Raw genomic sequence first — 25,487 nt, forward strand, 5'->3', positions numbered from 1 at the left:
TCAGAACTTCTCCGGGAGGATGAGAGCCGCGATCAGATAGCCGACCAGGGCCACCGCGACCACAAGGCCCACGATGTTGTCGGCGCTCACAGCTTCTCCACCGCCTTGGCGATCAGAGCGAGGACGGCGAACACAAGGATCGTCACCCCGACAAAAAGCACGTCGAGCATGAGGTATGCACCCCTGGAATCAACTGGTTCCCAACCTGCCAGGAGGGCTCCCGACCGGTACCGGCATCACTCCGGCTTTGCCAGGAAAGCGCATGTCAGGCCGGTACTAGCGCGCTGTTGACGCGTTGCTTGCGGCCTCTGGCGGAACCTTGACACGCCCTTGACGCCGCCTGCCCACGGCAGGTCGGCCCGGCCATGGACGCAGCCGGGCCGACCGTGCCGGAGGACACGGTCAGCCCGGCTGCGGGACTGGGGCGGATCCGTCAGAGACCGGGGACCCCGGGCAGCGACGGCGCCGCGACGGGCAGCGACGGAACCGAGACCGGGAGGGACGGCAGGGAGACCGGGGGCAGTCCGGGCAGGGTCGGCAGCGGCAGGCCACCGCCCAGCAGCAGGCTGGCCACCAGGTTGACCACGGCCGGAACGGCGGCGGTCAGAGCGGCCGCGATCTTCGCCGGGTCCTTGGACGTCACGGCCGCGACCAGATCGTCCAGGACGGTCTTGACCTGGGCCACGGCCTGGGCGACCAGGGCGTTCGGGTCGGGCGTCGCCGCACGGTGCCCGGCCTTCGCAGCCGGCGCAGCCGTGCCGACCACACTCGCCAGAGCGGTCTTGGCGGTGGCGACCAGGTTGGTCACCGTGGCCAGATCGGGTGTCGCCGCTGCCGCCGCGGTGACCGCGTCGGTCACCTTCCCGACCGCACCGAACTGCGACAGCACCGCCAGCGCCGCGGACGTGTCGGGGACCGCCGCCGCGGGGTGCACGGCGCTGCCACTGGCGGGCTGCTCCGCGAGCGCGATGGTCGTTCCTGCGGCACCGAACGCGAGGGCGCCACAGGTGAGGGAGGCGACCACGAGGCTGGCCCTGCGAGAAACGTGCATGGGTAATGCCTTTCCTTATGTTGAACAGCTGACGTGTTCACCCTGCAAAGGGTCAACACGGGCCGCAACCGGACGGCAACCCTGTGCAACCACCCCCGGTGGACATCAAAGACTGGCCTGACCAGCGGTTTTGAGCATCCGTGGGATTTCTTCGAACTCCTGCCCAAGTGCCGCCGTCCGTGATCCCGGCGGACCGCGCGAAAGGGAGGGGTCCGGGACCTTTTCGGCCCCGGACCCCTCCCGCTTGCAGCTCCTGCCCGGATCTCAGCCGGTCACCATCGGTACCAGCGACCACGGCCGCCGCCGGTCCCGGCCCCGCGGAACAGGAATCCCAGGACCCAGATCACCAGGACGACCAGGGCGATCCACCAGAGCACGTGCAGTGCGAAACCCGCACCCCCGAGTATCAGGGCGAGCAGTAGAACCAGAATGACCAAACCCATTTTCATCCTCCTCCTTGAACGGCGTGTGCCCGCTTACCGGTGACGCAAGCTCAGCGACGGGCCCTGCCGCGACCGGTATAGGTCGGCGTGGCCAGCGCCACGAACACCGCGGCGACCCCGATCTGCAGCAGGTGCCGGATCCAGTCGATGCCGCTGGTGTGCCGCACGCCCACGTAGTTGGAGATCCAGTTGCCGATGAGCGCACCGGCGATACCGATGATGACGGTCAGCCAGACCGGGACCGGGTTGCGGCCCGGAACCACGATCTTGGCGAGGATGCCGATGATCAGGCCTTCGATGATGAGCAGGACGAGCCAGAGCACAGTGCCTCCCGAATTGAGCCCTGATGACCCGGAACCGGGTTCACTCCGGCGTGTGCCCGGCAAACCGGGGGCCATGCGCGGGAATGCCCGGACCCGTCCCCCGGTTGTGGACACCGTAGGCGTGATGGAAACGACATCCATTTCGCCCGGCAGCACCAGAGGACGAGAAGGACGAAGGGACGGCCATGGCCCGCAACGAACTGCGCCCGATCATCAAGCTCCGCTCCACCGCCGGCACCGGCTTCACGTACGTCACCCGCAAGAACCGCCGCAACGACCCCGACCGCACGGTGCTGCGCAAGTACGACCCGCGCGCCGGCCGCCACGTCGAGTTCCGCGAGGAGCGCTGAGGCGAGGAGCACCGAGACGCTGCCGCCCGTCGGAAGCCGGCGGGCGGACCCACCCTGACCAGTAGAGTTGGGCAGATGGCGAACCTACGGGAACAGATTCTTGCCGAACTCGGCGTCAGGACGACCATCGAGCCCAAGGTCGAGATCCGGCAACGGGTCGACTTCCTCAAGGAGTACCTGCGGTCGACCCCGGCCACCGGCTATGTGCTCGGGATCAGTGGCGGCCAGGACAGCACGCTGACCGGCAGGCTGTGCCAGCTGGCCGCCGAGGAGCTGCGCGAGGAGGGCCACGAGGCGACCTTCGTCGCCGTTCGGCTGCCCTACGGCGTCCAGGCCGACGAGCACGACGCCCAGATCGCCCTGGACTTCATCCGGCCCGACCGGTCGATCACGGTGAACGTCAAGCCGAGCGCGGACGCGGTCTCCGCCGAGTCGGCGCTCGGGCTGCGGGAGCTGCTCGGCAACGAGCCCAGGCTGCGGGACTTCGTCCGCGGCAACATCAAGGCCCGCGAGCGCATGGTGATCCAGTACTCGATCGCCGGACAGCTGAACCTGCTCGTCGTCGGCACCGACCACGCGGCCGAGGCGGTGACCGGCTTCTTCACCAAGTACGGCGACGGCGGTGTCGACCTCACCCCGCTGACCGGACTGACCAAGCGTCAGGGTGCGGCCTTGCTGCAGGAGTTGGGTTCACCGGCCAGCGTCTGGAAGAAGGTCCCGACCGCCGACCTGGAGGACGACCGCCCCGCACTGCCCGACGAGGTGGCGCTCGGCCTGACCTACGCCCAGCTCGACGACTACCTGGAAGGCGCCGACGTCACCCCCGAAGTGGCCGCGAAGGTGGAGTCGGTCTACCACGCCACCCGCCACAAGCGGACCGCCCCGGTCACCCCCCTCGACACCTGGTGGCGCGGCTGAGCCGGGCCCCTTCCGCAGATTTAAGAAACCAATAGGTATCTTGACGCAGCCCCTCTCCGCATATGAAGATACTAACTAGTATCCAATTGGCCGAGAGGGGTTCGCGGTGACTGACACATCGGTCGAACGCACGGACGCCGGGACCAGCGAAAAGCTGACTCCGCAGGTCCGCAACGCCGTGCTCGCACTGATCGTCGGCGGGATCGCGGCGATCCTGGACTCGACGATGGTCACCATCGCGCTGCACACGCTGACGGTCAGCCTGCACTCCACGGTCGGCACCATCCAGTGGGTCACCACCGGCTACCTGCTGGCCATGGTCGTCGCGATCCCGGTGACCGGCTGGGCGGAGAGCCGGTGGGGCGGCAAACGCCTCTGGACGGCGGCGCTGGTGCTCTTCGTCGCCGGATCGGTGCTGTGCGCGCTGGCCTGGAACGACGCGAGTCTGATCGGCTTCCGGGTGCTGCAGGGCTTCGCCGCCGGCCTGATCTTCCCGCTGATGCAGACCCTGGGTGTCCGGGCCGCCGGCGGGCGTACCAGCAGCAGACTGATCGCCACCATCAGCCTGCCGCTGGCGCTCGGGCCGGTGCTCGGCCCGGTACTCGGCGGGGTGATCCTCAACTGGCTCAGCTGGCGCTGGCTGTTCCTGGTCAACGTGCCAGTGATCGCGGTCGGACTGGTGCTCGCGCAGCGACTGCTGCCCGCCGACCGCCCGGAACCCGGCACGCCGCGGACGCGCCTGGACCTGACCGGGCTGCTCCTGCTCGCGCCGGCGCTCACCGGAATCGTGCTCGGCCTCTCGAACCTCTCCCAGGACGGCGGGGTCGGCCACCCCGGAGTGCTCGTCCCGCTGCTGGCCGGGACCGCGCTGCTCGGCGTTTTCACCGTCCGGGCCGCACGGCCCGGCGACCGGCCGTCGGTGGTCGACGTCCGGCTGCTGCGGCTGCGTTCGCTCGGGAGCGCCTCCGCGGTCCTGTTCACCGCCGGCGCCGCCCTGTACGCCGGCATGTTCCTGCTGCCGCTCTACTACCAGCAGTTGCGCGGCGAGAGCGTGCTGCACGCCGGGCTGCTGCTCATCCCCCAGGGCATCGGTTCGCTCGCCGCCCGCCTCACCGTCGGCACGCTCGTCACCCGCTTCGGCGCCCGCCCGGTCACCGTCTCCAGCTTCCTGGTGGCAGCCGCGGCGACGGTGCCGTTCGCACTCGCCGGTCCGCACACCAGCCAGTGGCTGCTCGCCGCCGCACTGCTGATCCGCGGCCTCGGAATCGGCACCGTGCTCATCCCGCCGATGGCGGTCGCCTACCGGGACGTCCCGCCGGCGGGCATCCCGCACGCCACCATGAACACCCGCATCGCCCAGCAGGTCGGCACTTCCTTCGGCATCGCCATCGTCGCCGTCGCCCTCCAGTCCCTGCTCGTCCACGGCGCCACCAGCGCCTTCCAGGGCGCCTTCTGGTGGGCCACCGGCATCACGGTCGCGGCTCTCGTCCCCGCGCTCGCGCTCCCTTCCGCCGAAGCGGAAGGGCAGGCGGTTTGAACCCAGGTCCGCAGGGCGGCGAAGATACCGGCATGGGCGAGATCCAGGAGAACGGCGACGAGCAGGCCGGCGCCACCGTGCAGACCCGCCGTCGCGGCCCCGAGCTGGAACGGGCGATCCTCGACGCGGCGTGGGAGCAGCTGACCGCCGAGGGCTACGAGCACTTCACCATCGACACCGTCGCCGCCCGGGCCCGGACCAGCAAGCCCGTGCTCTACCGCCGCTGGAAGACGCGTGAGGACCTGCTGCGCGACACCGTCCGCCACCGCGGCGCCGCGGACACGCCCGTCGTCCCCGACACCGGCACCCTCCGCAGCGACCTGCTCGCGCTGCTCGGCCAGGCCAACAACGCCCGCAACCCGATGGCGGCCCTGGTCAGCAGCATGCTCGGCAGCTACTACAACCAGACCGGCCCCACCCCGTCCGAACTGCGCGAGACGTTCCTGAGCCAACGCGGCTCCGCCGTCCGACAGGTCGTCGACCGGGCCGTCGAACGCGGCGAGATCGACCCGGCCCGACTCACCCCCCGGATCGTCGACCTCCCCTTCGACCTGTTCCGTAACGAGGCGATGATGACCCTCAAACCGGTCCCCGACCACGTCCTGCGGCAGATCGTCGACGACATCTTCATCCCCCTGGTCACCCCGCAGCCCCCGACCCACTGAAATGCGTTCGCAGCCGGGTGGGGCACGCTGCTAGGAATGGGCGATGGACACCGAGTCGCTCGATCCGATGGAACGCCTCCTCGCCGAACGTGACTGCGAGCGACTGCTCGTGGAGTTCCTCCGACGGCTCGACCTGGGCGACCCGAGCACGGTGGCCGACCTGTTCACCCCGGACGGCGTCTGGGAATGGCCCTACGACAACCGCCGGATCGAGGGCCGGGACGCCCTGCGCAGGTACTTCGGCTCCCGACCCGCAGACCGCCTCTCGCGCCGGATGACGACCAACATCCTGGTCACCGTGCACACCCCCGAACAGGCAAGCGCGACCTCGTACTTCGCCACATACCGCGTCGACGGCCACACCGACGGCATGCTGCCCCCCAGACTCCCCACCAACGTCGGCCACTACGAGGACACCTTCCGCCGGACCGACACCACCTGGCTCCTCACCTCCCGAACCGTCTTCCTCCCCTTCGGCGGAGCAACGGAGAACCTCAGCCCGCCCGGCCGGCCCTGACGGCGCGGTGATAGAGCGCCATCCGATAGATGCCCGTGGCAGCGGAGACGACGATGCCAGTCAACAGCCACAGCAGCAGCACTGCGCCTGCCGACGCGAGCATAACGGCGACGCTGTCCGACTCGACCGCATAGATCATGACGACCACACCGGCGGCCAGCACCAGCAGGGTCGTGATGAACAACCGAATGCCCCCGGAGATCCAGGATCCGAGCTCTCGGCGCCCCAGAGCCAGCGATCGTCGCAAACTGGTCAACAGGCCACTCCGTTCCACGACGATCACCGGAAGAACGAAGAAGGTCAGCAACGTCCAGGAGAGTCCAGCCATTTCGAAGATCCACGACAGCCCTGCCGTGGATTCGAGAATGCGCAGCAGCAAGCCCAGGCTGCTGCCGAGCAGGCTCCAGCCCACCAGTGTCGGAAGCAGCCGCAGAACCGCGCCGAGAGAAGCACGGACCGCAGGTCGCTCGCCGCTCAGCAGGGCATGCACGGAATGGAGCAGCGCCGCGCTGAAGTAGGTGCTTACGCATGACGCCAACACCACCACCAGGAGCAGCATTGCGTACTGCCCAGCCGTCGGCGCCTGGTCGTGCCTCGCCCGCTCCCAGACGCTGCGCAGCGGCAAGACCCACGCGACCAGTGCCACGAGCCCGACCGCAACCGTGCTGAGGACAGGGAAGCACAGCAGAGTGGGTCTGCGCCGCAACGCTCTCACAGCCGTCCGAATGACCTTCAGCCTCATACCCCACCCACATCAGCCAACCGAGCGGGCACAGTTCTACAGCAACTCTGATCACCGGGCTACTCACCTCTGCACGGTGAGAAGGCGCAAGGAGGAGGATCGCTCCTCGTGACCCGACACGCCCAGGTTTCACCGTGGTTTGCTGCCAGACTCCCCCAGCTGGGGCACATGCCGGTCAGGCACAAGGGCACCAACGACAGCCACGGTCACGGTACTTCGCTGCTGTACAGGTCGAGCTATTGCAGCCGCTCCGCGGCATCGTACTCAGCTACTCGGAGGGTCGACCAGTACGTGCGGGACGGCTTGGCTCGTTCGATCAACACCCTAAGCACCTGGCCATGAAGCACTCGCACACTCATGGCGCCATCGGGCTGGCCCACGTTGTCGACCACGTAGACGTAGAAGTGTTCTGGGTCCTCCTCCGCCTCGGCCAACTGCCGCTCCTCAAAGGGTATCGACGCACCACGCGCCGACCCTCCAAAGGCTTTGACCTCGATCTTGCGAGGCGGACTGTCGACGTCATACCGGTACCCCTTTGTACTGACGTCCAGGGGCTCGCGGCCTTTCGTGCGCTCCAGGGCAATGACGTAGTTGATGGCTATGCGCTCGATGTCCTGGTTGCCCATGTCCCTCTCCGCCCGACCCGACAGTTGCTTGCCCTGCGTCGACATCTCCGCGGCCTCTTCGTCCCAAAGAACATGTGGCCATGGCATCGCTGACCTGCTCAGGCTGACGACGCCGACAGCGCGGGTGCTGCGGCTCGAACTGTCGGGCGCCTGAGCCGTCTTGTCTCTACCCCGCCTGCTCGAACATGAGACAACTGTGCACCGGTCGCCCCTGCCACATGGCCCGGAGCTGTGGATATGACTGCACGAAGCTGCGACTCTCCACGAGCGCAGCAGTCCTCAACGGTCCGATCTCCTTGAAGTCGAATCCCGTGTCGTGGAAGGGGACGCGCTCGAGATCGTCCCAAGCGGGGTCGGGAGCGAAGCTCATCTGGAGGTCGACCTTCCAGTAGTCCGGCTGCCAGTACGGGTCACCCCGGTCGCCGGAGTCGCTCACGGCCAACTGGCGACCGAAGGAAAGTGCTGGCCGATGATCGTTCCACCCCCACCTCCCCCACTCCACGATGAACCCGTCGCCATCTTCATCGGGGCCTTGAATTCCATCGACACCGGTCTGGAGGAACTCTCCGAACGCGACCCAGGCTGTCTCAACATTGTCTACGGCATCAGGATCCAGGCCGTGACGTCGCATGATCTGAGCGAACACGTCGACGCTGGATCGCCAGGGTATGAGCACGCCGGATACTACCGCCGTCAACCCCACGGACGATCTCGACCTGGGGCGGAATCCTGAGCCGCGGGAGAGCCGACGACGGTGGTCGTTGTTGGGCGACGTTGGTCTGCCTCGCACGGCCCAGGTTGAGCCTGGGCGCTTGTCTCGAATGGCTTTGGGAACGAAGATCATGTCATGCCCGAAGCCCCTGACATCGCCACCGCTTGGCGCTGTCTGCTGGAACGCACGGAAGGACGCCAGGGTGATCCGCTGGTTGTGCAGGCAGCCTACGAACAGCCCCGGCTGCGTGCCCTGTTCCCCTTTCCGTCACACGGCTGCCTGAAGTTCATGCGGCTCGCCCCGCCGCCGTGGCCGTTTGACCTGGGAGAGGAGGAGTTGCCCTTCATCGTGTCCAGCAACCCCGGATACAAGGTCTACGCGACGCGCTACGAGCGGTTGCTGGGTGAAACACGCACTCCCGAAGAAGCGGCTGCCCTGCTTGTGGCCAACCTCCCGGATGGCGTGGGTCCACCCGTCGGCGGGTGACATAGAAGCCGCTTCCCACAGAACCCACAGGCCCTCCCAGTTGCCGTCCAGTCTGCCGTCGTCCCACACAACATGGATCGGGCCTGCGCCGGCCGAAGAGGCGGCACGCTGCATGGGGGCGCGGTCTGGCCCCAGGTGAAAACTGAGACCAGCGCCGCGAGAAACGCTCGCGCTCTCCGCCGCAGACGGCTCCGATAGCCACGAAAGCCCCGGTCAGAGCGATCTGACCGGGGCTTCGATGTGAGCCCCCTGTCGGATTCGAACCGACGACCTACGCATTACAAGTGCGTTGCTCTGGCCAGCTGAGCTAAGGAGGCGTGGTGCCTGTCCGCGGCGTGCCACGGCAGGACCGAGGGCAGTCTACCGGGCGGGGTGGTCGGGTTGGTCGTTGTTTTGTCGGGGGTGGGCGTCCGGGTTCGGGTGATTTGAGAGGTTGTAAGGCGCAGAGGTGGTCGTTTTGGGTGCTCGGAAGGTACTGACAGGGGCGCATCCTGGCAGGTAGCGTCACCTGCAGTTCACCTTTCGCGGGTGGACTAGACCTCATCAGCGCATCGCACCGCGCCGCTCCGGCGGGTCGGCACGGCGGGTACGCGGAGGGGCGAACCACCATCCGCCTTTACTCGGATCGTCCGGCACGTTCCTGCCGGTGAAGGAGAGCAGCAGCATGCCTACGGTGACTTTCGACAAGGCCACCCGGATCTACCCCGGCGGCACCAAGCCTGCCGTCGACGCCCTGGACCTGGACATTGCCGACGGCGAGTTCCTCGTCCTCGTCGGCCCCTCCGGCTGCGGCAAGTCGACCAGCCTGCGGATGCTCGCGGGCCTGGAGGACGTGAACGGCGGCTCCATCCGCATCGGTGACCGCGACGTCACGCACCTCCCCCCCAAGGACCGGAACATCGCCATGGTGTTCCAGAACTACGCGCTGTACCCGCACATGACCGTCGCCGACAACATGGGCTTCGCCCTGAAGATCGCCGGCGTCAACAAGGCCGAGATCCGCAAGAAGGTCGAGGAGGCCGGCAAGATCCTCGACCTGACCGAGTACCTCGACCGCAAGCCGAAGGCGCTCTCCGGCGGTCAGCGCCAGCGTGTCGCGATGGGCCGCGCGATCGTCCGCGAGCCGCAGGTCTTCCTCATGGACGAGCCGCTGTCCAACCTGGACGCCAAGCTCCGCGTGCAGACCCGCACCCAGATCGCCTCGCTCCAGCGCCGCCTGGGCATCACCACCGTCTACGTCACCCACGACCAGGTCGAGGCCATGACCATGGGCGACCGGGTCGCGGTGCTCAAGGACGGTCTGCTCCAGCAGGTCGACACCCCCCGCAACATGTACGACCGCCCGAACAACCTGTTCGTGGCCGGCTTCATCGGCTCGCCCGCGATGAACCTGGTCGAGGTCCCGCTGGCCGACGGCGGCGTCAAGTTCGGCGAGTCGGTCATCCCGGTCTCCCGTGCCGCCGTGGACGAGGCCGCCTCCGCCGGCGACCGCACCGTCACCATCGGCGTCCGCCCCGAGCACCTGGACCTGGTCGGCGAGGGCGACTCGCTCGCCAAGGGCGGCGCCGGCCTGGCCGTCACCGTCAACGTCGTCGAGGAGCTCGGCGCCGACGGCTACGTCTACGGCACCGCCAAGGTCGGCGACGAGTCCAAGGACCTGGTGGTCCGCGTGAGCGGCCGCGCCGTCCCGCAGAAGGGCGAGGTCCTGCACGTGGTCCCGCGCGCCGGCGAGACGCACGTCTTCTCCACCTCCTCGGGCGCCCGCCTCAGCGACTGACGACAAGTCGACAACCTCCCCGACGGCCACCACGGCCGTCGGGGACGTTTCATGTCCGGATGGTCCGACGGCGCCCGCTGCAAAAATGACGTCACTCATTGGAGTGACCGAATGTCGCCAAATCATCACCCATCGCTACCATCTTGGTCGTGAAGCAGCTAGCGAACCGCCTCGGCAAGACCCTCGCCTTCGTCCTGCCCGTCATCCTCGTGACGACCGGCACCCTTGCGGTGACCCGCGTCCCCTGGGCTCCGTCCGGCTCCGGCGACCAGCAGGTCCTGGCCGCCTCCAGCAGTACCTCCGGCAACAGCTCCGACGCGGTGCGGCAGCAGGCGACCACCCCGCAGGACGCGCTCCGGGCCCGCCTGCTGCAGACCCTGCGCACCCAGGACCCGGGCGCCGCCCTGGACCAGCTGGCGCAGGCCATGCAGCAGCAGCCGTCGCTGACCCGCTACTGCACCGACCTCGCCCGTGACCTCGGGCAGGCCGCCGTGCGCAAGTACCAGGGCGACGTGAAGCGCGCCCAGTCCTTCGCGCGCCCCGTCTGCGACGGCTCCTTCGCCGTCGGCACCCTCTCCGCGGCGGGCTGACCCCCGGTCCCCCGCACCACGCGCACCACACGCCGCGCCCGCTCCACCCGTACCACCAGCTGCTCCCGTGCCCACTCCGCCGTCAGGCCCTGGTACGGGAGCGGCGCAGCTCCGTCTAGGGTTCTCCCCATGACCGCTGACCTCATCCCCTCCATGGAGCGCTCGCCGCTCTCGTCCCCTCCGGTGACCCAGGCCGTGATCCTGGCCGGTGGACAGGGATCCAGGCTTCGCCCCTACACCGACACCCGTCCCAAGCCGATGATCGAGATCCCGGGCACCGGGATTCCGATCGTCGGCCACCAGCTCCAGTGGCTGGCGGAGGAGGGCGTCACCGATGTCGTCATCTCCTGCGGCCATCTGGCCGAGGTCCTCCAGGACTGGCTCAAGACCGCAGCGCTCCCCCTCAACGTCTCCACCGTCGTGGAGACCGAGCCGCTCGGCCGCGGCGGCGGCCTGAAGTTCGCCGCCACCGCGCTCCCCCGCAAGGACGAGCCCTGGTACGCCACCAACGGCGACATCTGGACCCGCTTCCGGCTCCGCGACATGGCCGACTTCCACGCCGAGCGCGACGCCCACGCCACCCTCTCCCTGGCCCGTCCACGGCTCCCCTGGGGCACCGTGGACACCGACCAGTTCGGCAACGTCCTCGACTTCATCGAGGCCCCGCCGTCGCCGTACCTGGTCAACGCCGGCGTGTACGTCTTCTCGGCCGCGTTCACCGGCATGCTGCCCGACCTCGGCGACCACGAGCGCAGCACCTTCCCCCGGCTGGCCCGTGAGCGGCGCCTGTCCGGCTGGGAGCTGCCCCAGGGCGTCTACTGGCGCGCCATCGACACCGCGAAGGACCTCTCCGAGGCCGCCAAGGAGCTCGCCGCGGCCCGCGACTCCCAGTAGCCCAGAGCACACCGGCCTGTCCGGCCGGAGACCCGACAGCAGAGCGGCCCCGGAACGACATCGACGTCGTTCCGGGGCCGTTCCCCGTTCCCCGCTCGCGCGTCGGGAGACCGGCGCTCAGGTCACCGGCGCTCCGCCGGTGCCCGCGCCGCTGCCCGGCATCCCCAGCAGCGGCAGCGGGGCGGGGGCGCTGGTGCCCAGCAGGCCGCCGATCACCCCGTTGGTGCCACCGCTGCTGCTCTTCGGCGTCGGCGAGCTGCTGTGGTGGTGCGACGGCGTGCTGCTGACGCCACCGGACGACGGGCTGCTGCCCCCCGTACCCGTGCTGGACGAGCTGCCGCTGTGGGTGCTGCTGCTGTGCCGCGGGGTCGGTCGGTGCGACGGGGCCGCCGTCGTCGCCGCGGCCGACGGCGAGTTCGAGGCGGACGGTGCGGCCGAGGACGGGTGCGCCGACCCCTGCCCGCCCGCCGACGGGGCGCCGGTGCTCGGGTAGACCGGGCTCGGGTAGTCGGTGGGCACTCCGGACTCCGAGGGGACGACGGTGGTCCCGATCCGGTGGTCGCGCACCGCTGCGCCGAGCGCCGAGCCCAGCAGCAGGGTGCAGCCGATCACCACGGTCGCCACCACGAAGCCGCGGCGCAGCACCCGCCGCCGCAGCACCGCGACCGGGGTGCGCTCACCGAGCCGGTGCCAGGCCTCAATGGCCAGCCGTCCGTCCAGCGAGAACAGCGGCGCGCCGGCCAGCAGCAGCGGGCTCCAGGCGGCCAGGAAGATGATGTCCGGCGCGTCGTAGGCCGGGCCGGTCCGCCAGCTCACCGTCACCAGCAGCGCCGCCGACAGCAGCATGGCCGTACCGGCCGCCAGCCGCTGCCACAGCCCGAGGATGGACAGCACGCCCACCACGATCTGGATGAAGGCGACCGCGAGCCCGGCTCCCACCGGGTGCGCCAGGGCGAACTGCATCAGCGGCTGGGCCATCGGCCAGGGGTGCAGCGACTGCAGCCAGTGCATCATCGAGCCGCGAACCCCGCCGTCGAAGTAGACGGGGTCGGAGACCTTGCTGAACCCGGCGTAGATGGAGATGCCGCCCAGGAAGATCCGTAGCGGCAGCAGCACCAGGCCCAGGTCGACGCGGCGGCCCGGGTACCAGGCGTGGCGAACCGGTTCTCCCGACTCCCGCGCCTCCAACTGGTACTCGGGGCCGGAGCCCCAGGGCTGCCGCCCGCCGACGTAGGTCACCCCGTCGTCCAGACCGCCGCCCGGGGCGTGGCCCAGGCCCTGGCCGTAGCCGTCCTCGGCCTCCGGCGGGACCGGGAACTGCGGCATCAGCTGCGTCTCGACCGGCGAGGCGGACGACTGCACCGGGAGCACCCCGGTGGCCGCGTCCGGCCCGACGCCGCCCTGCCGCACGGCGTCGAGCAGCGGGGCGGCCCCGCCGGTCCAGGTGATCGGGGTGACCCGGCGCGGGCGCCGCGGGCGTGCCTCGCCGGCGACGCCCGACGCTCCCGCGGTCCCGGCCGCTCCGGCCACACCCGCCAGGGCGCCCGCCTCCATCAGCGGGGTCAGGACCAGCATCGGCTGCGTCTGGTCGGGGTTCATCCCGGAGTAGCCGGAGTCGACGGGGGGCGCGGCGAAGGCGGGCGCGGCCACCTGAGCATCGATCAGCGGGGTCACGGCGGCGCCGAGGCGCACCCGGAAGCTCGCTGTCGTGCTGCTCAGCCGGGCCGGGTCGGTCGGTACCTTGACCGCGTACAGCCCCGGTCCACCGTCGCTCCCCTCGGCGCGTCCCCCCTGAGGGCGGTTAGGTGTTCTGGTGTCCACATCTCACTAACCGAGCGAGAGGCCATTTGGACACCCCCGGGGGTCACCCGATCCGGCGATCCCCCGCGACACGCCGAAACCCTCGCTCATACGCCCGAACGAGCGGTACAGCGAGGGTGACGACGCGTCCGAACGTCCTTGTCCGGTCCGATCAGCCCTTGTTGCGCAGCCGGGCGGCCTCGTAGAGCACGATGCCGGCCGCGACGCCCGCGTTCAGCGACTCGGCGGCGCCGGGCATCGGGATCCGCACCGTCAGGTCGCAGGTCTCCGAGACCAGCCGGGACAGGCCCTTGCCCTCCGAGCCGATCACGATCACCACCGGGCCGGTCAGCGCCTCGAGGTCGCTCAGCTCGGCCTCGCCGTCGGCCGCCAGGCCCACCACGAAGCAGCCGGCCTTCTGGTATGCCTCCAGCGTCCTGGTCATGTTGGTCATCCGGGCCACCGGGACCCGGGCGGCCGCGCCGGAGGAGGTCTTCCAGGCGCCGGCCGTCATCCCGGCGGCCCGCCGCTCGGGGATGACCACGCCGTGCCCGTCGAAGGCCGCCACGGAACGGACGATGGCGCCCAGGTTCCGCGAGTCGGTGATCCCGTCCAGGGCCACGATCAGCGCGTCCTCGTGGTTGTCGGCGGCCCGCGCCAGCAGGTCGTCCGGGTGCGCGTAGTCGTACGGCGGCACCTGCAGGATGAGGCCCTGGTGGTTGTGGCCCTCGGCGAGGTTGTCCAGCTGCATCCGCGGGGCCTCCATGAGCGGGACGCCCCGCTCGTTGGCCAGCGTCAGCGCCTCGCGCACCCGCTCGTCGTTGTCGATGAACTGCTGGACGTAGAGCGCCGAGGCCGGCACCCCGCCCTGCAGCGCCTCGACCACCGAGTTGCGGCCGTAGACCAGCTCGGAACTCGCCTTGCCGCCGCGCCGGGCGGAGCCGCGGGACTTGTTGCCCGTGGTGGCGCGCTTGGCGGCGGCGTTGGCCATCCGGTTCTTCTTGTGCCCCTTGCGCTCCGACGCCTTGGGCGTCGGGCCCTTCCCCTCCAGTGCCTTCCGGCTGTGGCCACCGGTTCCGACCGACGGGCCCTTCTTCGAGCCGGGGTTGCGGCGGTTCCTGCGCTGGCTGTTGCCGGCCATCAGTTCAGTCCTGCTTCCATGAATACAAAATCTGCGTACGTACCCGTATGCGTGCTTGCATACGCTTGATCAGCCGAGCGTCCAGCGCGAGCCGTCGGCGCGGTCCTCGATGGCGAGCCCGGCCTGGGTGAGCCGGTCCCTGATGGCGTCGGAGGTCGCGTAGTCCTTGCGCTCGCGCGCCGCCTGCCGCTGCTCCAGCACCAGCTTGACCAGCGCGTCCACCACACCGTGCAGGTCCTCGCCCTGTGCCGGACCGGCCCACATGGCGTCCAGCGGATCGAGACCCAGCACACCGAGCATCGCACGGACCTCGGCCAGACGCGCTACCGCGTTCTCCTTGTCGTCCGCCGCCAGCGCCGCATTGCCCTGCCGGACGGCCGTGTGGACGATGGCCAGCGCCTGCGGAACGCCGAAGTCGTCGTCCATCGCCTCGCCGAACGCCGGGGGCACGTGCACGGCCGCGGTGACCTCGCCGTGCTGCTCGACGACCCGCTGCGCGAAGCTCTCGATCCGGGCGAACGCGGTCTCGGCCTCGCGCAGGGCCTCCTCGCTGTACTCGATGGTGGAGCGGTAGTGCGGGGTGCCCAGGTAGTAGCGCAGCACGATCGGCCGCCACTTCTGCACCATCTCGGAGACCAGCACCGAGTTCCCCAGCGACTTGCTCATCTTCTCGCCGCTGAGCGTCACCCAGGCGTTGTGCAGCCAGTACGAGGCGAAGTCGTCGCCGAACGCCTTGGACTGCGCGATCTCGTTCTCGTGGTGCGGGAAGATCAGGTCGCGCCCGCCGCCGTGGATGTCGAAGGCGGCGCCCAGGTACTTGTGCGCCATCGCCGAGCACTCCAGGTGCCAGCCCGGACGGCCGCGCCCCCACGGTGTCTCCCAGCTCGGCTCACCGGGCTTGACGGACTTCCACAGCGCGAAGTCGCGCTGGTCCCGCTTGCCGGTCTCGCCCTCGCCCGATGGCTGGCGCAGGTTGTCCAGTTCCTGGTGCGACAGCGACAGGTAGTCCGGGTAGGAGGTGACGCTGAAGTAGACGTTGCCGTCCGCCTCGTAGGCGTGGCCGTTCCCGATCAGCGTCCGCATCATCTCGATCATCTCCGGGACGTGCCCGGTGGCCCGGGGCTCCCCGGTCGGCGGCAGGCAGCCCAGCGCGTCGTAGCCCTCGTTGAAGGCGCGCTCGTTGGCGTAGCCGATCTGCCACCAGGGCAGCCCGGAGAGCCGCGACTTCTCGATGATCTTGTCGTCGATGTCGGTGATGTTCCGCACGAAGGTGACGTCGTAGCCCCGGTACGCGAACCAGCGACGCATCACGTCGAAGTTCAGCCCGGAGCGGATGTGCCCGATGTGCGGGGCGGCCTGCACGGTCGCACCGCACAGGTAGATCGAGACGCAGCCCGGCACGAGCGGGACGAAGTCGCGTACCTGGCTGGCGCTGGTGTCGTACAGGCGAATACTCACACCGTCAAGCGTAGTGGGAAGAGCGGGGTGCCCTGGCCCCAACGGGGCACAGGGCCCGGATCCGTTCACATCGCCGTAGCTTTTACCGGATGTCCCCGGGGCTGCTGGGTGCGGTCCGTCCATGCGGAGAGCCGGTCTCAGCCTGCGCCCGGCCGTTCCCATGCCGCCCCCGAAGGAGTGACGGCCCCTCAGGACGCCGGGTACACCAGGGCCGTCGCCAGCGCCGCGAGCCCCTCGGCGCGCCCGGTCAGGCCGAGCCCGTCCGTGGTGGTCCCGGAGACCGAGACGGGGGCGCCCAGCGCGGCGGAGAGCGCCTGCTGCGCCTCCTCGCGCCGCTTGCCGACCTTCGGCCGCACCCCGACGACCTGGACCGCCACATTGCCGATCTCGAAGCCGGCCGCCCTGACGATCCGTCCGGCCTCGGCCAGCAGCCGTACCCCGGAGGCGCCGGACCACTCGGGCCGGTCGGTGCCGAAGTGCGCACCCAGGTCGCCGATCCCGGCCGCGGAGAACAGCGCGTCGCAGGCGGCGTGGGCGGCGACGTCGCCGTCGGAGTGCCCGGCCAGGCCGTGCTCGTAGCCGTCCCAGCGCAGCCCGGCCACCCAGAGCTCGCGGCCGGCCTCGAAGGCGTGCACGTCCGTGCCGATCCCCGTGCGGGGCAGCCTCACCACGGGTTCAGAACTCATCGAGCGCCCTCCGCCTCGCCAGTACCGCCTCGGCCAGCACCAGGTCCAGCGGCCTGGTCACCTTGAACGCCTCCTCGTGCCCGGGCACCACCACCACGCTGCCGGCGTAGCGCTCGACCAGGCCGGCGTCGTCGGTGGCCTCGATCCCGTCGTTGAGCGCCTTCTCGTGCACCCGCAGCAGCACCTCGCGGCGGAACCCCTGCGGGGTCTGCACCGCGCGCAGGGTGGACCGGTCCGGGGTGGCCACCACCGGTTCGGGACGGCCGGGCACACCGGTGGGCCGGACCTGCTTGACCGTGTCGGCCAGCGGGACGGCCGGGACCACCGCCTCGGCGCCGTCGGCGACGGCGCGGGCGACCGCGTCCACCACGTCCACCGGCACCAGCGGCCGGGCGGCGTCGTGCACCAGCACCACGTCGACGTCCTCGGGGATCACGGCCAGGCCCAGCCGGACCGACTCCTGCCGGGTGGCTCCGCCGGGCACCACCGCGATCCGGGCGCTGTCGTGCCCGTCCACGCCGTAGTCGTCGAGCAGTTGGCGGACCTGGGCGACGCCGTCCACGGGGGCGACCACCACGACCAGGGTCACCGCGCGGGAGCGCGCCAGCGCGCGGACGGCGTGCACCAGGAGCGGCACACCACCCAGTTCTCGCAGGGCCTTGGGGGCACCGGGGCCCAGTCGTTCGCCCCGACCTGCGGCGGGGACCACTGCTGCGGCGTTCAGGTTTTGTTCCTTCGGCGAAGTGGGTATGGCCAAGGCGTGCTGGGCCGAGCGCCTTCCGTGGAGCTCGTCCTGCTCGTCCCGGCACCGGGGGTGGCAAGCACTCCCGGAACGGCACAGTACCGGCGCGGCCCGGCCGCCCGCGCGCGGGGTTCCATCACTCAAGGTTCCATCGCCCGGCGCCCGGTGGACATGACTCAGCGCCCGCCGTGGCAACGACGGGCGCTGATTCACACTGCATGCACCACTACAGCTGTGCACGAGGGACTGTTCGGCCGAACAGCGACTCAACCAGGCTCAGGAGGCGAGAACCTCGTCGAGCAGCGTTTCGGCCTTGTCCTCGTTGGTGTTCTCAGCGAGTGCCAGCTCACTGACCAGAATCTGCCTGGCCTTGGCCAGCATCCGCTTCTCACCAGCGGACAGCCCGCGCTCGCGCTCACGTCGCCAAAGGTCGCGCACAACCTCCGCGACCTTGATAACGTCACCCGAAGCAAGCTTCTCCAGGTTCGCCTTGTAGCGGCGGGACCAGTTGGTGGGCTCCTCGGTGTACGGTGCACGCAGCACCTCGAAGACCCGGTCCAACCCATCCTGGCCGACCACGTCGCGGACGCCTACGAACTCTGCGTTCTCCGCAGGTACGCGGAGCGTCAGGTCACCCTGCTGCACCTTCAGCACCAGGTAGGTCTTGTCCACACCCTTGATCTGGCGAATTTCGATTGCCTCGATCAGCGCGGCCCCGTGATGGGGGTAGACCACGGTGTCGCCAACCTTGAACGTCATGTGACAGGTACCCCTTCCGTGGCTTTCCAGAATAACACGGTTGCAGCCATATCCGAAGGGTGTTTTCGCAGGTCAGAGCCAGTCTCAGGGCTTGACAACCACCCCTGCCGCGTGCTGCGACCCCAGTTCGAGGAGAGCTTCCCGCAGGTCGGAGCGCTTGCGCACGAACCGGTCACACCTCGCCGACCCGCTATTGATCTTACGCGGAAGACGTAATCGAAACGTTATCTGATCTTCGACTGAACGGCTTTCGCAGATGTCCGGGGCGGGTGTGGCGTTCGGGACGGGGACGCGACACGGGGCCACCCCGTGTGGAGCGGATAAAGAGGCTCGGTAATCTGATCGCGGCGGTCTCCCACAGACAGCCGTCCTGCCAGGACCCAGCACGTCCAAGGAGAAGTCACCGCCGTGAGCCGCAGTCTTCGTCGCGGCGCAGTCGCCGCCGTCATCCTCGCGACCGCTCCCATCCTCGCCGCCTGCTCCGCGGGGTCCAACGCGGCGACCCTGCAGGTGAAGCCCGACAGCGCCGCCACCTCCATCGTCAAGGGCGACTCGGCCCTGAAGCTCAACGGCATCGTGGTGGTCACCGACGCCGCCGGCAACGCGCCTGCCAACGTCACCGTCAACATCGCCAACAACGGGTCCGCCGACGACACCCTGACCGGGGTCACCGTCGACGGCAGCACCCAGGCGACCCTGAGCGGGGCGGCGACCGTCCCGGCCGGCGGCTCGCTGCTGCTGAGCGGCCCGGACCAGGTGGCGGCGACCGTCCCGACGCTCAACGAGAAGCCGGGGCAGAACGCCACGATCACCTTCACCTTCGCCAACGCCGGGTCGGTCACCGTGCAGGCCCTGGTGAACGCGGGCACCGGCGAGTACACCTCGTACGCGCCGACCGTCGCCCCCACGGTGGCCGCCAGCACTCCCGCCACCACCCCGGCGACGGGCAAGGCGAGCGCCTCGGCCAGTGCCTCGGCCTCCGCCTCCGCCTCGGCTTCGGCGACCTCGACCCCCTGAGGCCGGACGGCAGACGACATGGCTGTGCCCCGGACGCTTCATCCGTCCGGGGCACAGCCATGAGGTGGGTGGGCCGGGTTCCGGCGGCTTACGGCTCGAACTTGTAGCCGAGGCCGCGGACCGTGACCAGGTAGCGCGGGGCCCCCGGGTCAGGCTCGATCTTTGCCCGCAGGCGCTTCACGTGCACGTCGAGGGTCTTGGTGTCACCGACATAGTCCGCACCCCAGACGCGGTCTATCAACTGCATCCGGGTGAGCACCCGACCGGCGTTGCGCAGCAGCATCTCCAGCAGGTCGAACTCCTTCAGCGGCAGGTCGACCTTGGCGCCGTCGACGGTCACCACGTGCCGGTCCACGTCCATCCGGACCGGTCCCGCCTCCAGCGCGCCGGGGCCGCCGACGGTGGTCTCCGGCTCGCCGCGGCGGCGGAGCACCGCGCGGATGCGGGCGACCAGCTCGCGGGTGGAGTAGGGCTTGGTGACGTAGTCGTCAGCCCCTATCTCCAGGCCGACCACCTTGTCGATCTCGCTGTCCTTGGCCGTGACCATGATCACGGGGACGCTGGACTTGGCCCGCAGCTGGCGGCAGACCTCGGTGCCGGGCAGTCCGGGCAGCATCAGGTCCAGCAGGACCAGGTCGGCGCCGTTGCGTTCGAACTGGTCCAGTGCGTCGGGGCCGGTGGCGGCGATGGCCACCTCGAAACCCTCCTTGCGGAGCATGTAGGACAGGGCATCGCTGAAGGACTCCTCGTCCTCTACGACAAGCACACGGGTCACGACTGGACCTCCGGGGCAGGGTGGTGGACAGGCAGGGGGTGTTCGGTCACGGGCTCGGGCTCGGCTTCGGTGCGGCCGTCGACGTCGCTGTCGATACCGATCTCGCTGTCGGACTCGATGTCGGTCTCGATGTCGGTCTCGGCGGTTGGTGCGGCGTCGGTGCCGGCGGTGGTCGCCGTGCCGGCGGGGGTGGTGGTGGGGAGGCGCAGGGTGAAGGTGGAGCCCTGGCCCTCGACGCTCCACACCGAGACCGTGCCGCCGTGGGAGGCGGCGACGTGTTTCACGATGGACAGGCCGAGGCCGGTGCCGCCGGTGGCCCGGGACCGGGCCGGGTCGACCCGGTAGAAGCGCTCGAAGATCCGCTCGCGGTCCTTCTCGGAGATCCCGGTGCCCTGGTCGGTGACCGATATCTCGACCGTGTCGACCCTGGAGCCGGGGACCTTGCGGGCGGCGATGGCGACCCGGGTCCGTACCGGACTGTAGTTGACGGCGTTCTCGACCAGGTTGCCCAGCGCCGCCGCCAGCTGGCCGCGGTTGCCGTGCAGATAGAGGCCGGCGATCCCGCCGGCCGCCATGGTGATCTGCTTGGCCGCGGCCTGGTGCCGACAGCGGTCCATCGCCTCGGCGACCAGCTCGTCCACGGCTACCGGCTCGGCGTCGACCAGCCGGTCGTCGTCCTGGACCCGGGAGAGTTCGATGATCTCCTGGACCAGGCTGGTGAGCCGGGTGGCCTCGATCAGCATCCGGCCGGCGAAGCGGCGGACCGCCTCGGGGTCGTCGCTGGCGTCCTGGACGGCCTCGGAGAGCAGGGACAGGGCGCCCACCGGGGTCTTCAGCTCGTGCGACACATTGGCCACGAAGTCGCGTCGGACCGCCTCGATCCGGCGGGCCTCGGTCAGGTCCTCGACCAGGACCAGGACCAGCCGGGAACCGAGCGGGGCGACCCGGACCGAGACGGCCAGGGCGTCACCGGTCTGCTTGCCGCCGCCCCGGGGGATGTCCAGGTCGGCCTGCCGTATCTCGCCGTCGCGCCGGGTCAGCCGGGCCATGGCGAGCATCTCGTTCACCGCGATGGCACCGCCCCGGACCAGTCCGAGGGCGTACGCGGCCGAGCTGGCCTTGATCACCTGATCGCTGTCGTCGAGCACCACCGCGCAGGAGCGCAGCACCGACAGCACGGTGTCGACACCGGGCGGCAGCTCGGGCTCGGGCTGCTGCTCCACCCGTTTGGCACTCTTCTTGCGATCCTTCTCGCTCCAGCGGAAGGACAGCGCGGCGGTGAGGCCGACTCCGAGCCCGGCTAGCGCGCTCGCTGCGGCTTCAGCCACGGTCACGTCCATGCGTTCAGCGTAAGCGCATGGTGGTGACCTGCTGTAACCCCTGGATAAGGGCATCAGCCCCAGGTCGCCGAGAATTCACCTTGGCGTCGCAAGTGGTTCACTCGCACTGAGCAAGCGGTACGTCCGAACGGCGCATGGTTGACTCGCACGCCCCTAACACGGACAGCCCTGGTACAGACAGCTGGGACAAGCAGGAGGACAGGACCGATGCGCGACGCTTACCACGAGGAACTCGATTCGATCGGCGACGGCCTGGTCGAGATGGCCCGTCTGGTGGGGTCCGCCATGGGCCGGGCGACCACGGCGCTGCTCGACGCCGACCTCGCACTGGCGGAGAGCGTCATCGCCGCGGACGAGAAGGTCGACGCACTGCACCACGAGCTGGAGAACCGGGCCATCGACCTGCTGGCCCGCCAGCAGCCGGTCGCCACCGACCTGCGCATCGTGGTCACCTCGCTGCGGATGAGCGCGGACCTGGAGCGGGCCGGCGACCTGGCCCGGCACGTGGCCAAGCTGGCCCGGCTGCGCTACCCCGAGTCGGCGGTCCCCGCCGACCTGCACCCCATCGTCCTGGAGATGGGTCAGCTGGCCCAGCGCCTGGTCGCCAAGGCCGGCCAGGTGATCGCGTCCAAGGACGTGGACGCGGCGCTGGAGCTGGAGCGGGACGACGACGCGATGGACGAGCTGCACCGCCAGCTGTTCTCGCACCTGCTGGACGACCGCTGGCGGCACGGCATCGAGACGGCCGTGGACGTGACCCTGTGCGGGCGCTACTACGAGCGCTTCGCGGACCACGCGGTGTCGGTCGCCAAGCGCGTGGTGTTCCTGGTGACCGGCGAGCACGCCGACGAGTTCGTGCCCGAGGCCTAGCCGCACGACAGCCCTTGGCAGCGGGGGCGCGCGGGCGGGCGTACGGGATGATCCCGTACGCCCGTTGACGCTGCGTAGGCGGGGGGCTTCACTGAGTCGTAGGCATGACCGCCTGAAGGAGGTCCACCACCGATGACTCAGTCCCCGACCCCGCCCGCCCCGATCAGGGCTGATCCCACCGAACCCGGCCCCGAGCAGACGCTCCGCATCCCGCTGCCACTGGTGGCCGCCTGCGGCTGCGGCTCGGGTTGCGGCTGCGGCTGCCAGTCCGGCGGCACCTGCCAGTGCGGCGGCGGTTGCTGCCACTGACGCGCCGCTGCTGACGGCCGCCGGTCGCCGGCCGCCGGCCACCGCAGACGAGAGGACCCCGACCGACGGTGGTGTGCCGTCGGTCGGGGTCCTCTGCTTTGCGTTCGGTGCTCGGGCCTACTTCTTCTTGCCCTGGTTGGCCACGGCCTGGGCGGCGACGGCGGCCGCCTCCGGGTCCAGGTAGCGGCCGCCCTTGGTGAGCGGCTGGTAGTCGGCGTCCAGCTCGTACAGGAGCGGGATTCCGGTGGGGATGTTGAGGGCGGCGATGTCCGCGTCGGAGATGCCGTCGAGGTGCTTCAAGAGGGCGCGCAGGGAGTTGCCGTGCGCGGTGACCAGGACGGTGCGGCCGTCCGCGAGGTCCGGGACGATCGAGTCGTACCAGTAGGGCAGCATCCGCTCGACGACGTCCTTGAGGCATTCGGTCTGCGGCCGGACGTCGGCGGGGATCAGTGCGTAGCGGGGGTCGTCCGCCTGCGAGTACTCGGCGTCGGCGGCGAGTACGGGCGGCGGGGTGTCGTACGAGCGGCGCCAGAGCATGAACTGCTCCTCGCCGAACTCGGCCAGGGTCTGGGCCTTGTCCTTGCCCTGGAGCGCACCGTAGTGACGCTCGTTCAGGCGCCAGGAGCGACGCACCGGGATCCAGTGGCGGTCGGCCCGGTCGAGGGCGATCTGGGCGGTGCGGATCGCTCGGCGCAGCAGTGAGGTGTGCAGAACGTCGGGGAGGAGACCCTCGGCGGCGAGGAGCTCGCCACCGCGTACGGCCTCCTTCTCGCCCTTCTCGTTCAGGTCGACATCGACCCAGCCGGTGAAGAGGTTCTTCTCGTTCCACTGGCTCTCGCCGTGGCGGAGCAGGACAAGACGGTAGGGAGCTTCAGCCATGGCCAGAAGCCTAGTCGAGCACGCTGCGTCTTTCACTTAACGGGTGGCGCCCCGGGCGGTCCGGTGGGTAATCTCCGAAGCGCTTATGTGACACTTACTTCTGCCGCTCAGGAGCACTGCCATGCCTGGAACGCCCTCGTCACCCCTGCATCGGCCCGGCCCGGGCGAGCGGCTGGCGACGGCGGCCAGGGAAACGGTCGGCGGGCTGCCTGCGGCGTTCTGGTGGCTCTGGACCAGCACCCTGGTGAACCGGCTCGGCGGTTTCGTGGTGACCTTCCTGGCCCTCTACCTCACCATCGACCGGGGCTTCAGCCCCGCCTTCGCCGGCCTGGTCGCCTCGCTCTACGGGCTCGGCGGCAGTGCCGCCTCGGTCGCCGGCGGCGTGCTCGCGGACCGGATCGGGCGGCGCCCGACGCTACTGGTCGCCCAGACCAGCACGGCGGTGATGACGCTGGCGCTGGGCCTGGCGCATCCGGCCTGGGCGATCGCGGCGGCGGCTGCGGTTCTGGGCTTCACCAGCAACGCCTCCCGCCCGGCGGTCTCCGCGATCATGGCGGACGTGGTCCGGCCCGAGGACCGGGTGCGGGCCTTCTCCCTCAACTACTGGGCCATCAACATCGGCTTCGCCGTCTCGGCGGCGGCAGCCGGGCTGATCGCGGCGCACGGCTACCTGCTGCTGTTCGTCGGGGACGCAGGGACGACCCTGCTCTGCGCGGTGGTGGTGTTCACCCGGGTGCCGGAGACCCGACCGGAGGCGGCCGACGCACCGGTTGCGTCGTCTGCGGCGGCACCCGCTTCCGCTGCCGCTGCTGTTCCTGCTCCGGTCGGGCTGGGGGCGGTGCTGCGCGACCCGGTCTTCATGGCGTTCGTCGGGCTGACCTTCCTGGCCGCCTTCGTGGACGGCCAGGGCAGCATCGCCCTGCCCATCGTGATGGGCCGTCAGGGCTTCTCCCCCGCCGACTACGGCCTGGTGGTCAGTCTCAACGGGGTGCTGATCGTGCTGCTGCAGATCCCGATCACGCGGATCATCCAAGGCCGCAGCCGGGCGCTGATGCTGAGCGTGGCCGCGATGCTCACCGGCTGCGGATTCGGCCTCACCGCCTTCGCGGGCGGTGCCTGGTTCTACGCCCTGACGGTGACCGTGTGGACGGCCGGCGAGATGCTGCGGGTCCCGCCGGGCATGGCCATCGTCGCCGAACTCTCCCCGGTCCACGCCCGGGGGCGGTACCAGGGCGTCTACTCGCTGGCCTGGTCCGGGGCCTCGTTCCTGGCGCCGTTGTCGGCCGGCTTCCTGCTGGCCTCCTCCGGGGCCGGTGCGGTCTGGCTCAGCTGCACCCTGCTGGGTGCTGTGGCTGCGGCAGGCTACGTCTGGCTGCTGCGCGGCCGGGACACCGGGCCCGCGCCCACGGTGGTGGTCGCGGAGGGGCCCGCGGTCACATCCGCTGCAACTCCGTGAGGTCGATGTCCACCGGGAAGGGCGCGGGGAGTTCCAGCCGGTCGCGGTGGATGCCGAGCAGCGCGTAGGACTCGGTCACCTCGTCGAGTTGGTAGACATGCACCTCGAGCGCCGCGTTCACGATCTCGACCAGCCAGAAGTGCGGGATGCCGGCTTTGGCGTACAGCTGCGGCTTGCGCTTGCGATCGCGTTCCGCGGACTCCTCGGAGACGACCTCGGCGACCAGGAGCACATCCGAGGGCTGGTAGAAGGTGCGCTTGGGGCCGGGATCGGCATCTGCCCGGATCAGCAGCAGGTCGGGCTCCGGACGCTGGCGCTTTCCGAGCTGGACCGTCATCTCACGTCGGGCACGAAGGGTGTCGGGGGCTTGTCGGCGCAGGCCTGCGACCAGGAGGTCGATGGCGAGCGAGTGGTAATCGACCTGTGGACTCACCAGGACCAGACTCCCGTCGATGAGCTCGGTGTGCGGGGGCAGGCCGGTGAGTCGGTCGAGATCCTCTGCCGTGAAGCCCTGCGGCGGCGGCATCAGCCAGTCCGGCACGGGTTCCGGAGTGAGAGACTCCTCAGGTGGTGTCAGCACGGTACTCATGTCTCCTCCGGAAGGGTCCACGACTGTCTCCAGCG

At 69.9% G+C, this 25,487-nt stretch carries 30 protein-coding genes and 1 tRNA gene; 13 read left to right on the plus strand and 18 right to left on the minus strand.

Features of this window, described 5'->3' with window-relative positions:
- From kdpF to ABUW04_RS27045, 4 genes are all read right to left on the minus strand, one after another.
- Positions 1-90: a K(+)-transporting ATPase subunit F gene (gene kdpF / locus ABUW04_RS27030; protein WP_037595652.1), complete on the minus strand. Its 90-nt coding sequence runs from the start codon at positions 88-90 to the stop codon at positions 1-3.
- 343 nt (positions 91-433) lie between these two features.
- On the minus strand, positions 434-1,051 hold the full coding sequence (locus ABUW04_RS27035; protein WP_051725448.1) for a hypothetical protein: 618 nt from the start codon (positions 1,049-1,051) through the stop codon (positions 434-436).
- 272 nt (positions 1,052-1,323) lie between these two features.
- The gene (locus ABUW04_RS27040; RefSeq protein ID WP_030255664.1) at positions 1,324-1,494 is read right to left on the minus strand and encodes a hypothetical protein; all 171 of its coding nucleotides are present in this window, start codon (positions 1,492-1,494) and stop codon (positions 1,324-1,326) included.
- A 50-nt stretch (positions 1,495-1,544) separates the two neighbouring features.
- Complete coding sequence (locus ABUW04_RS27045) at positions 1,545-1,817, minus strand: GlsB/YeaQ/YmgE family stress response membrane protein (RefSeq protein ID WP_380566903.1); 273 nt, start codon at positions 1,815-1,817, stop codon at positions 1,545-1,547.
- A gap of 185 nt (positions 1,818-2,002) precedes the next feature.
- Here ABUW04_RS27045 and rpmG point away from each other — a divergent pair, with 185 nt between their 5' ends.
- From rpmG to ABUW04_RS27070, 5 genes are all read left to right on the plus strand, one after another.
- Positions 2,003-2,167, plus strand: coding sequence for a 50S ribosomal protein L33 (gene rpmG / locus ABUW04_RS27050; RefSeq protein WP_030255668.1), 165 nt, complete (start codon positions 2,003-2,005; stop codon positions 2,165-2,167).
- Between the two features lie 75 nt (positions 2,168-2,242).
- Positions 2,243-3,085 (plus strand): ammonia-dependent NAD(+) synthetase, encoded by an 843-nt coding sequence (gene nadE / locus ABUW04_RS27055; protein ID WP_380566904.1) that lies wholly within the window; start codon positions 2,243-2,245, stop codon positions 3,083-3,085.
- A gap of 106 nt (positions 3,086-3,191) precedes the next feature.
- The gene (locus ABUW04_RS27060) at positions 3,192-4,622 is read left to right on the plus strand and encodes an MDR family MFS transporter (protein ID WP_380566905.1); all 1,431 of its coding nucleotides are present in this window, start codon (positions 3,192-3,194) and stop codon (positions 4,620-4,622) included.
- 32 nt (positions 4,623-4,654) lie between these two features.
- The gene (locus ABUW04_RS27065) at positions 4,655-5,287 is read left to right on the plus strand and encodes a TetR/AcrR family transcriptional regulator (RefSeq protein WP_380566906.1); all 633 of its coding nucleotides are present in this window, start codon (positions 4,655-4,657) and stop codon (positions 5,285-5,287) included.
- 43 nt (positions 5,288-5,330) lie between these two features.
- The gene (locus ABUW04_RS27070; protein ID WP_380566907.1) at positions 5,331-5,804 is read left to right on the plus strand and encodes a nuclear transport factor 2 family protein; all 474 of its coding nucleotides are present in this window, start codon (positions 5,331-5,333) and stop codon (positions 5,802-5,804) included.
- Here ABUW04_RS27070 and ABUW04_RS27075 read toward each other — a convergent pair.
- The 3 genes from ABUW04_RS27075 to ABUW04_RS27085 form a co-directional block, all read right to left on the minus strand.
- On the minus strand, positions 5,782-6,450 hold the full coding sequence (locus ABUW04_RS27075; RefSeq protein WP_380566908.1) for a DUF6159 family protein: 669 nt from the start codon (positions 6,448-6,450) through the stop codon (positions 5,782-5,784). The two genes, ABUW04_RS27070 and ABUW04_RS27075, sit on opposite strands and share 23 nt — an antisense overlap.
- A gap of 332 nt (positions 6,451-6,782) precedes the next feature.
- Positions 6,783-7,172 (minus strand): protein NO VEIN domain-containing protein, encoded by a 390-nt coding sequence (locus ABUW04_RS27080; protein WP_380566909.1) that lies wholly within the window; start codon positions 7,170-7,172, stop codon positions 6,783-6,785.
- A 166-nt stretch (positions 7,173-7,338) separates the two neighbouring features.
- Positions 7,339-7,869 carry a hypothetical protein gene (locus tag ABUW04_RS27085; RefSeq protein ID WP_380566910.1) on the minus strand — a complete coding sequence of 177 codons (531 nt, stop codon included), beginning with the start codon at positions 7,867-7,869 and terminating at the stop codon, positions 7,339-7,341.
- Between the two features lie 150 nt (positions 7,870-8,019).
- Here ABUW04_RS27085 and ABUW04_RS27090 point away from each other — a divergent pair, with 150 nt between their 5' ends.
- Positions 8,020-8,370 (plus strand): DUF6193 family natural product biosynthesis protein, encoded by a 351-nt coding sequence (locus ABUW04_RS27090; protein ID WP_380566911.1) that lies wholly within the window; start codon positions 8,020-8,022, stop codon positions 8,368-8,370.
- 243 nt (positions 8,371-8,613) lie between these two features.
- On the opposite strand, the gene ABUW04_RS27095 is transcribed toward ABUW04_RS27090, so the two are convergent.
- Positions 8,614-8,687, minus strand: a tRNA-Thr gene (locus ABUW04_RS27095).
- A 347-nt stretch (positions 8,688-9,034) separates the two neighbouring features.
- On the opposite strand from ABUW04_RS27095, the gene ABUW04_RS27100 reads away from it, so the two are divergent.
- The 3 genes from ABUW04_RS27100 (at position 9,035) to ABUW04_RS27110 (ending at position 11,631) form a co-directional block, all read left to right on the plus strand.
- Complete coding sequence (locus ABUW04_RS27100; RefSeq protein WP_030255692.1) at positions 9,035-10,147, plus strand: ABC transporter ATP-binding protein; 1,113 nt, start codon at positions 9,035-9,037, stop codon at positions 10,145-10,147.
- A 149-nt stretch (positions 10,148-10,296) separates the two neighbouring features.
- Positions 10,297-10,737: a hypothetical protein gene (locus ABUW04_RS27105; RefSeq protein ID WP_030255694.1), complete on the plus strand. Its 441-nt coding sequence runs from the start codon at positions 10,297-10,299 to the stop codon at positions 10,735-10,737.
- Positions 10,738-10,866: 129 nt separating this feature from the next.
- Entirely contained in the window at positions 10,867-11,631 is a 765-nt protein-coding gene (locus ABUW04_RS27110) for a nucleotidyltransferase family protein (RefSeq protein WP_380566912.1), read from the plus strand.
- Between the two features lie 117 nt (positions 11,632-11,748).
- Here the strand turns inward: ABUW04_RS27110 and ABUW04_RS27115 are convergent, their stop codons facing one another.
- From ABUW04_RS27115 to ABUW04_RS27140, 6 genes are all read right to left on the minus strand, one after another.
- Complete coding sequence (locus ABUW04_RS27115; protein WP_380566913.1) at positions 11,749-13,452, minus strand: DoxX family protein; 1,704 nt, start codon at positions 13,450-13,452, stop codon at positions 11,749-11,751.
- Positions 13,453-13,603: 151 nt separating this feature from the next.
- Positions 13,604-14,572: a 23S rRNA (guanosine(2251)-2'-O)-methyltransferase RlmB gene (rlmB, locus tag ABUW04_RS27120; protein ID WP_380566914.1), complete on the minus strand. Its 969-nt coding sequence runs from the start codon at positions 14,570-14,572 to the stop codon at positions 13,604-13,606.
- Positions 14,573-14,641: 69 nt separating this feature from the next.
- Positions 14,642-16,030, minus strand: a complete 1,389-nt coding sequence (gene cysS, locus ABUW04_RS27125; protein ID WP_030255702.1) for a cysteine--tRNA ligase — start codon at positions 16,028-16,030, stop codon at positions 14,642-14,644.
- A gap of 188 nt (positions 16,031-16,218) precedes the next feature.
- Entirely contained in the window at positions 16,219-16,716 is a 498-nt protein-coding gene (gene ispF, locus ABUW04_RS27130; protein ID WP_030255703.1) for a 2-C-methyl-D-erythritol 2,4-cyclodiphosphate synthase, read from the minus strand.
- On the minus strand, positions 16,706-17,473 hold the full coding sequence (gene ispD / locus ABUW04_RS27135; protein WP_232242192.1) for a 2-C-methyl-D-erythritol 4-phosphate cytidylyltransferase: 768 nt from the start codon (positions 17,471-17,473) through the stop codon (positions 16,706-16,708). The genes ispF and ispD overlap by 11 nt, the downstream gene beginning before the upstream one ends.
- Positions 17,474-17,734: 261 nt before the next feature.
- Entirely contained in the window at positions 17,735-18,217 is a 483-nt protein-coding gene (locus ABUW04_RS27140; RefSeq protein ID WP_030255707.1) for a CarD family transcriptional regulator, read from the minus strand.
- A gap of 408 nt (positions 18,218-18,625) precedes the next feature.
- On the opposite strand from ABUW04_RS27140, the gene ABUW04_RS27145 reads away from it, so the two are divergent.
- The gene (locus ABUW04_RS27145) at positions 18,626-19,234 is read left to right on the plus strand and encodes a DUF461 domain-containing protein (protein WP_380566915.1); all 609 of its coding nucleotides are present in this window, start codon (positions 18,626-18,628) and stop codon (positions 19,232-19,234) included.
- A gap of 88 nt (positions 19,235-19,322) precedes the next feature.
- Here ABUW04_RS27145 and ABUW04_RS27150 read toward each other — a convergent pair whose 3' ends face one another.
- Both ABUW04_RS27150 and ABUW04_RS27155 read right to left on the minus strand, forming a co-directional pair.
- Positions 19,323-20,009, minus strand: coding sequence for a response regulator transcription factor (locus tag ABUW04_RS27150; protein ID WP_030255711.1), 687 nt, complete (start codon positions 20,007-20,009; stop codon positions 19,323-19,325).
- Positions 20,006-21,349, minus strand: a complete 1,344-nt coding sequence (locus ABUW04_RS27155) for a sensor histidine kinase (RefSeq protein WP_380566916.1) — start codon at positions 21,347-21,349, stop codon at positions 20,006-20,008. The genes ABUW04_RS27150 and ABUW04_RS27155 overlap by 4 nt, the downstream gene beginning before the upstream one ends.
- A 207-nt stretch (positions 21,350-21,556) precedes the next feature.
- On the opposite strand from ABUW04_RS27155, the gene phoU reads away from it, so the two are divergent.
- Entirely contained in the window at positions 21,557-22,219 is a 663-nt protein-coding gene (gene phoU / locus ABUW04_RS27160) for a phosphate signaling complex protein PhoU (protein ID WP_380566917.1), read from the plus strand.
- Between the two features lie 132 nt (positions 22,220-22,351).
- Complete coding sequence (locus tag ABUW04_RS27165) at positions 22,352-22,528, plus strand: hypothetical protein (protein ID WP_157623802.1); 177 nt, start codon at positions 22,352-22,354, stop codon at positions 22,526-22,528.
- Between the two features lie 117 nt (positions 22,529-22,645).
- On the opposite strand, the gene ABUW04_RS27170 is transcribed toward ABUW04_RS27165, so the two are convergent.
- On the minus strand, positions 22,646-23,407 hold the full coding sequence (locus ABUW04_RS27170; RefSeq protein WP_380566918.1) for a phosphoglyceromutase: 762 nt from the start codon (positions 23,405-23,407) through the stop codon (positions 22,646-22,648).
- A gap of 121 nt (positions 23,408-23,528) precedes the next feature.
- Here ABUW04_RS27170 and ABUW04_RS27175 point away from each other — a divergent pair, with 121 nt between their 5' ends.
- Positions 23,529-24,863 carry an MDR family MFS transporter gene (locus ABUW04_RS27175; protein ID WP_380566919.1) on the plus strand — a complete coding sequence of 445 codons (1,335 nt, stop codon included), beginning with the start codon at positions 23,529-23,531 and terminating at the stop codon, positions 24,861-24,863.
- Here ABUW04_RS27175 and ABUW04_RS27180 read toward each other — a convergent pair.
- Positions 24,841-25,452, minus strand: a complete 612-nt coding sequence (locus tag ABUW04_RS27180; protein ID WP_380566920.1) for a Uma2 family endonuclease — start codon at positions 25,450-25,452, stop codon at positions 24,841-24,843. The genes ABUW04_RS27175 and ABUW04_RS27180 overlap by 23 nt on opposite strands.
- Between the last annotated feature and the right edge of the window lie 35 nt (positions 25,453-25,487).

Source organism: Streptacidiphilus jeojiensis, from assembly GCF_042510965.1.
Classification (GTDB): Bacteria; Actinomycetota; Actinomycetes; order Streptomycetales; family Streptomycetaceae; genus Streptacidiphilus; species Streptacidiphilus jeojiensis.

Coding starts and splice junctions, on each gene's coding strand:
- ABUW04_RS27035 (WP_051725448.1), bottom strand. CDS start 1,051: ATGCACGTTTCTCGCAGGGCCAGCCTCGTGGTCGCCTCCCTCACCTGT.
- ABUW04_RS27040 (WP_030255664.1), bottom strand. CDS start 1,494: ATGGGTTTGGTCATTCTGGTTCTACTGCTCGCCCTGATACTCGGGGGT.
- rpmG (WP_030255668.1), top strand. CDS start 2,003: ATGGCCCGCAACGAACTGCGCCCGATCATCAAGCTCCGCTCCACCGCC.
- nadE (WP_380566904.1), top strand. CDS start 2,243: ATGGCGAACCTACGGGAACAGATTCTTGCCGAACTCGGCGTCAGGACG.
- ABUW04_RS27065 (WP_380566906.1), top strand. CDS start 4,655: ATGGGCGAGATCCAGGAGAACGGCGACGAGCAGGCCGGCGCCACCGTG.
- ABUW04_RS27070 (WP_380566907.1), top strand. CDS start 5,331: ATGGACACCGAGTCGCTCGATCCGATGGAACGCCTCCTCGCCGAACGT.
- ABUW04_RS27080 (WP_380566909.1), bottom strand. CDS start 7,172: ATGGGCAACCAGGACATCGAGCGCATAGCCATCAACTACGTCATTGCC.
- ABUW04_RS27090 (WP_380566911.1), top strand. CDS start 8,020: ATGCCCGAAGCCCCTGACATCGCCACCGCTTGGCGCTGTCTGCTGGAA.
- ABUW04_RS27100 (WP_030255692.1), top strand. CDS start 9,035: ATGCCTACGGTGACTTTCGACAAGGCCACCCGGATCTACCCCGGCGGC.
- ABUW04_RS27110 (WP_380566912.1), top strand. CDS start 10,867: ATGACCGCTGACCTCATCCCCTCCATGGAGCGCTCGCCGCTCTCGTCC.
- rlmB (WP_380566914.1), bottom strand. CDS start 14,572: ATGGCCGGCAACAGCCAGCGCAGGAACCGCCGCAACCCCGGCTCGAAG.
- ispF (WP_030255703.1), bottom strand. CDS start 16,716: ATGAGTTCTGAACCCGTGGTGAGGCTGCCCCGCACGGGGATCGGCACG.
- ABUW04_RS27140 (WP_030255707.1), bottom strand. CDS start 18,217: ATGACGTTCAAGGTTGGCGACACCGTGGTCTACCCCCATCACGGGGCC.
- ABUW04_RS27155 (WP_380566916.1), bottom strand. CDS start 21,349: ATGGACGTGACCGTGGCTGAAGCCGCAGCGAGCGCGCTAGCCGGGCTC.
- phoU (WP_380566917.1), top strand. CDS start 21,557: ATGCGCGACGCTTACCACGAGGAACTCGATTCGATCGGCGACGGCCTG.
- ABUW04_RS27165 (WP_157623802.1), top strand. CDS start 22,352: ATGACTCAGTCCCCGACCCCGCCCGCCCCGATCAGGGCTGATCCCACC.
- ABUW04_RS27170 (WP_380566918.1), bottom strand. CDS start 23,407: ATGGCTGAAGCTCCCTACCGTCTTGTCCTGCTCCGCCACGGCGAGAGC.
- ABUW04_RS27175 (WP_380566919.1), top strand. CDS start 23,529: ATGCCTGGAACGCCCTCGTCACCCCTGCATCGGCCCGGCCCGGGCGAG.
- ABUW04_RS27180 (WP_380566920.1), bottom strand. CDS start 25,452: ATGAGTACCGTGCTGACACCACCTGAGGAGTCTCTCACTCCGGAACCC.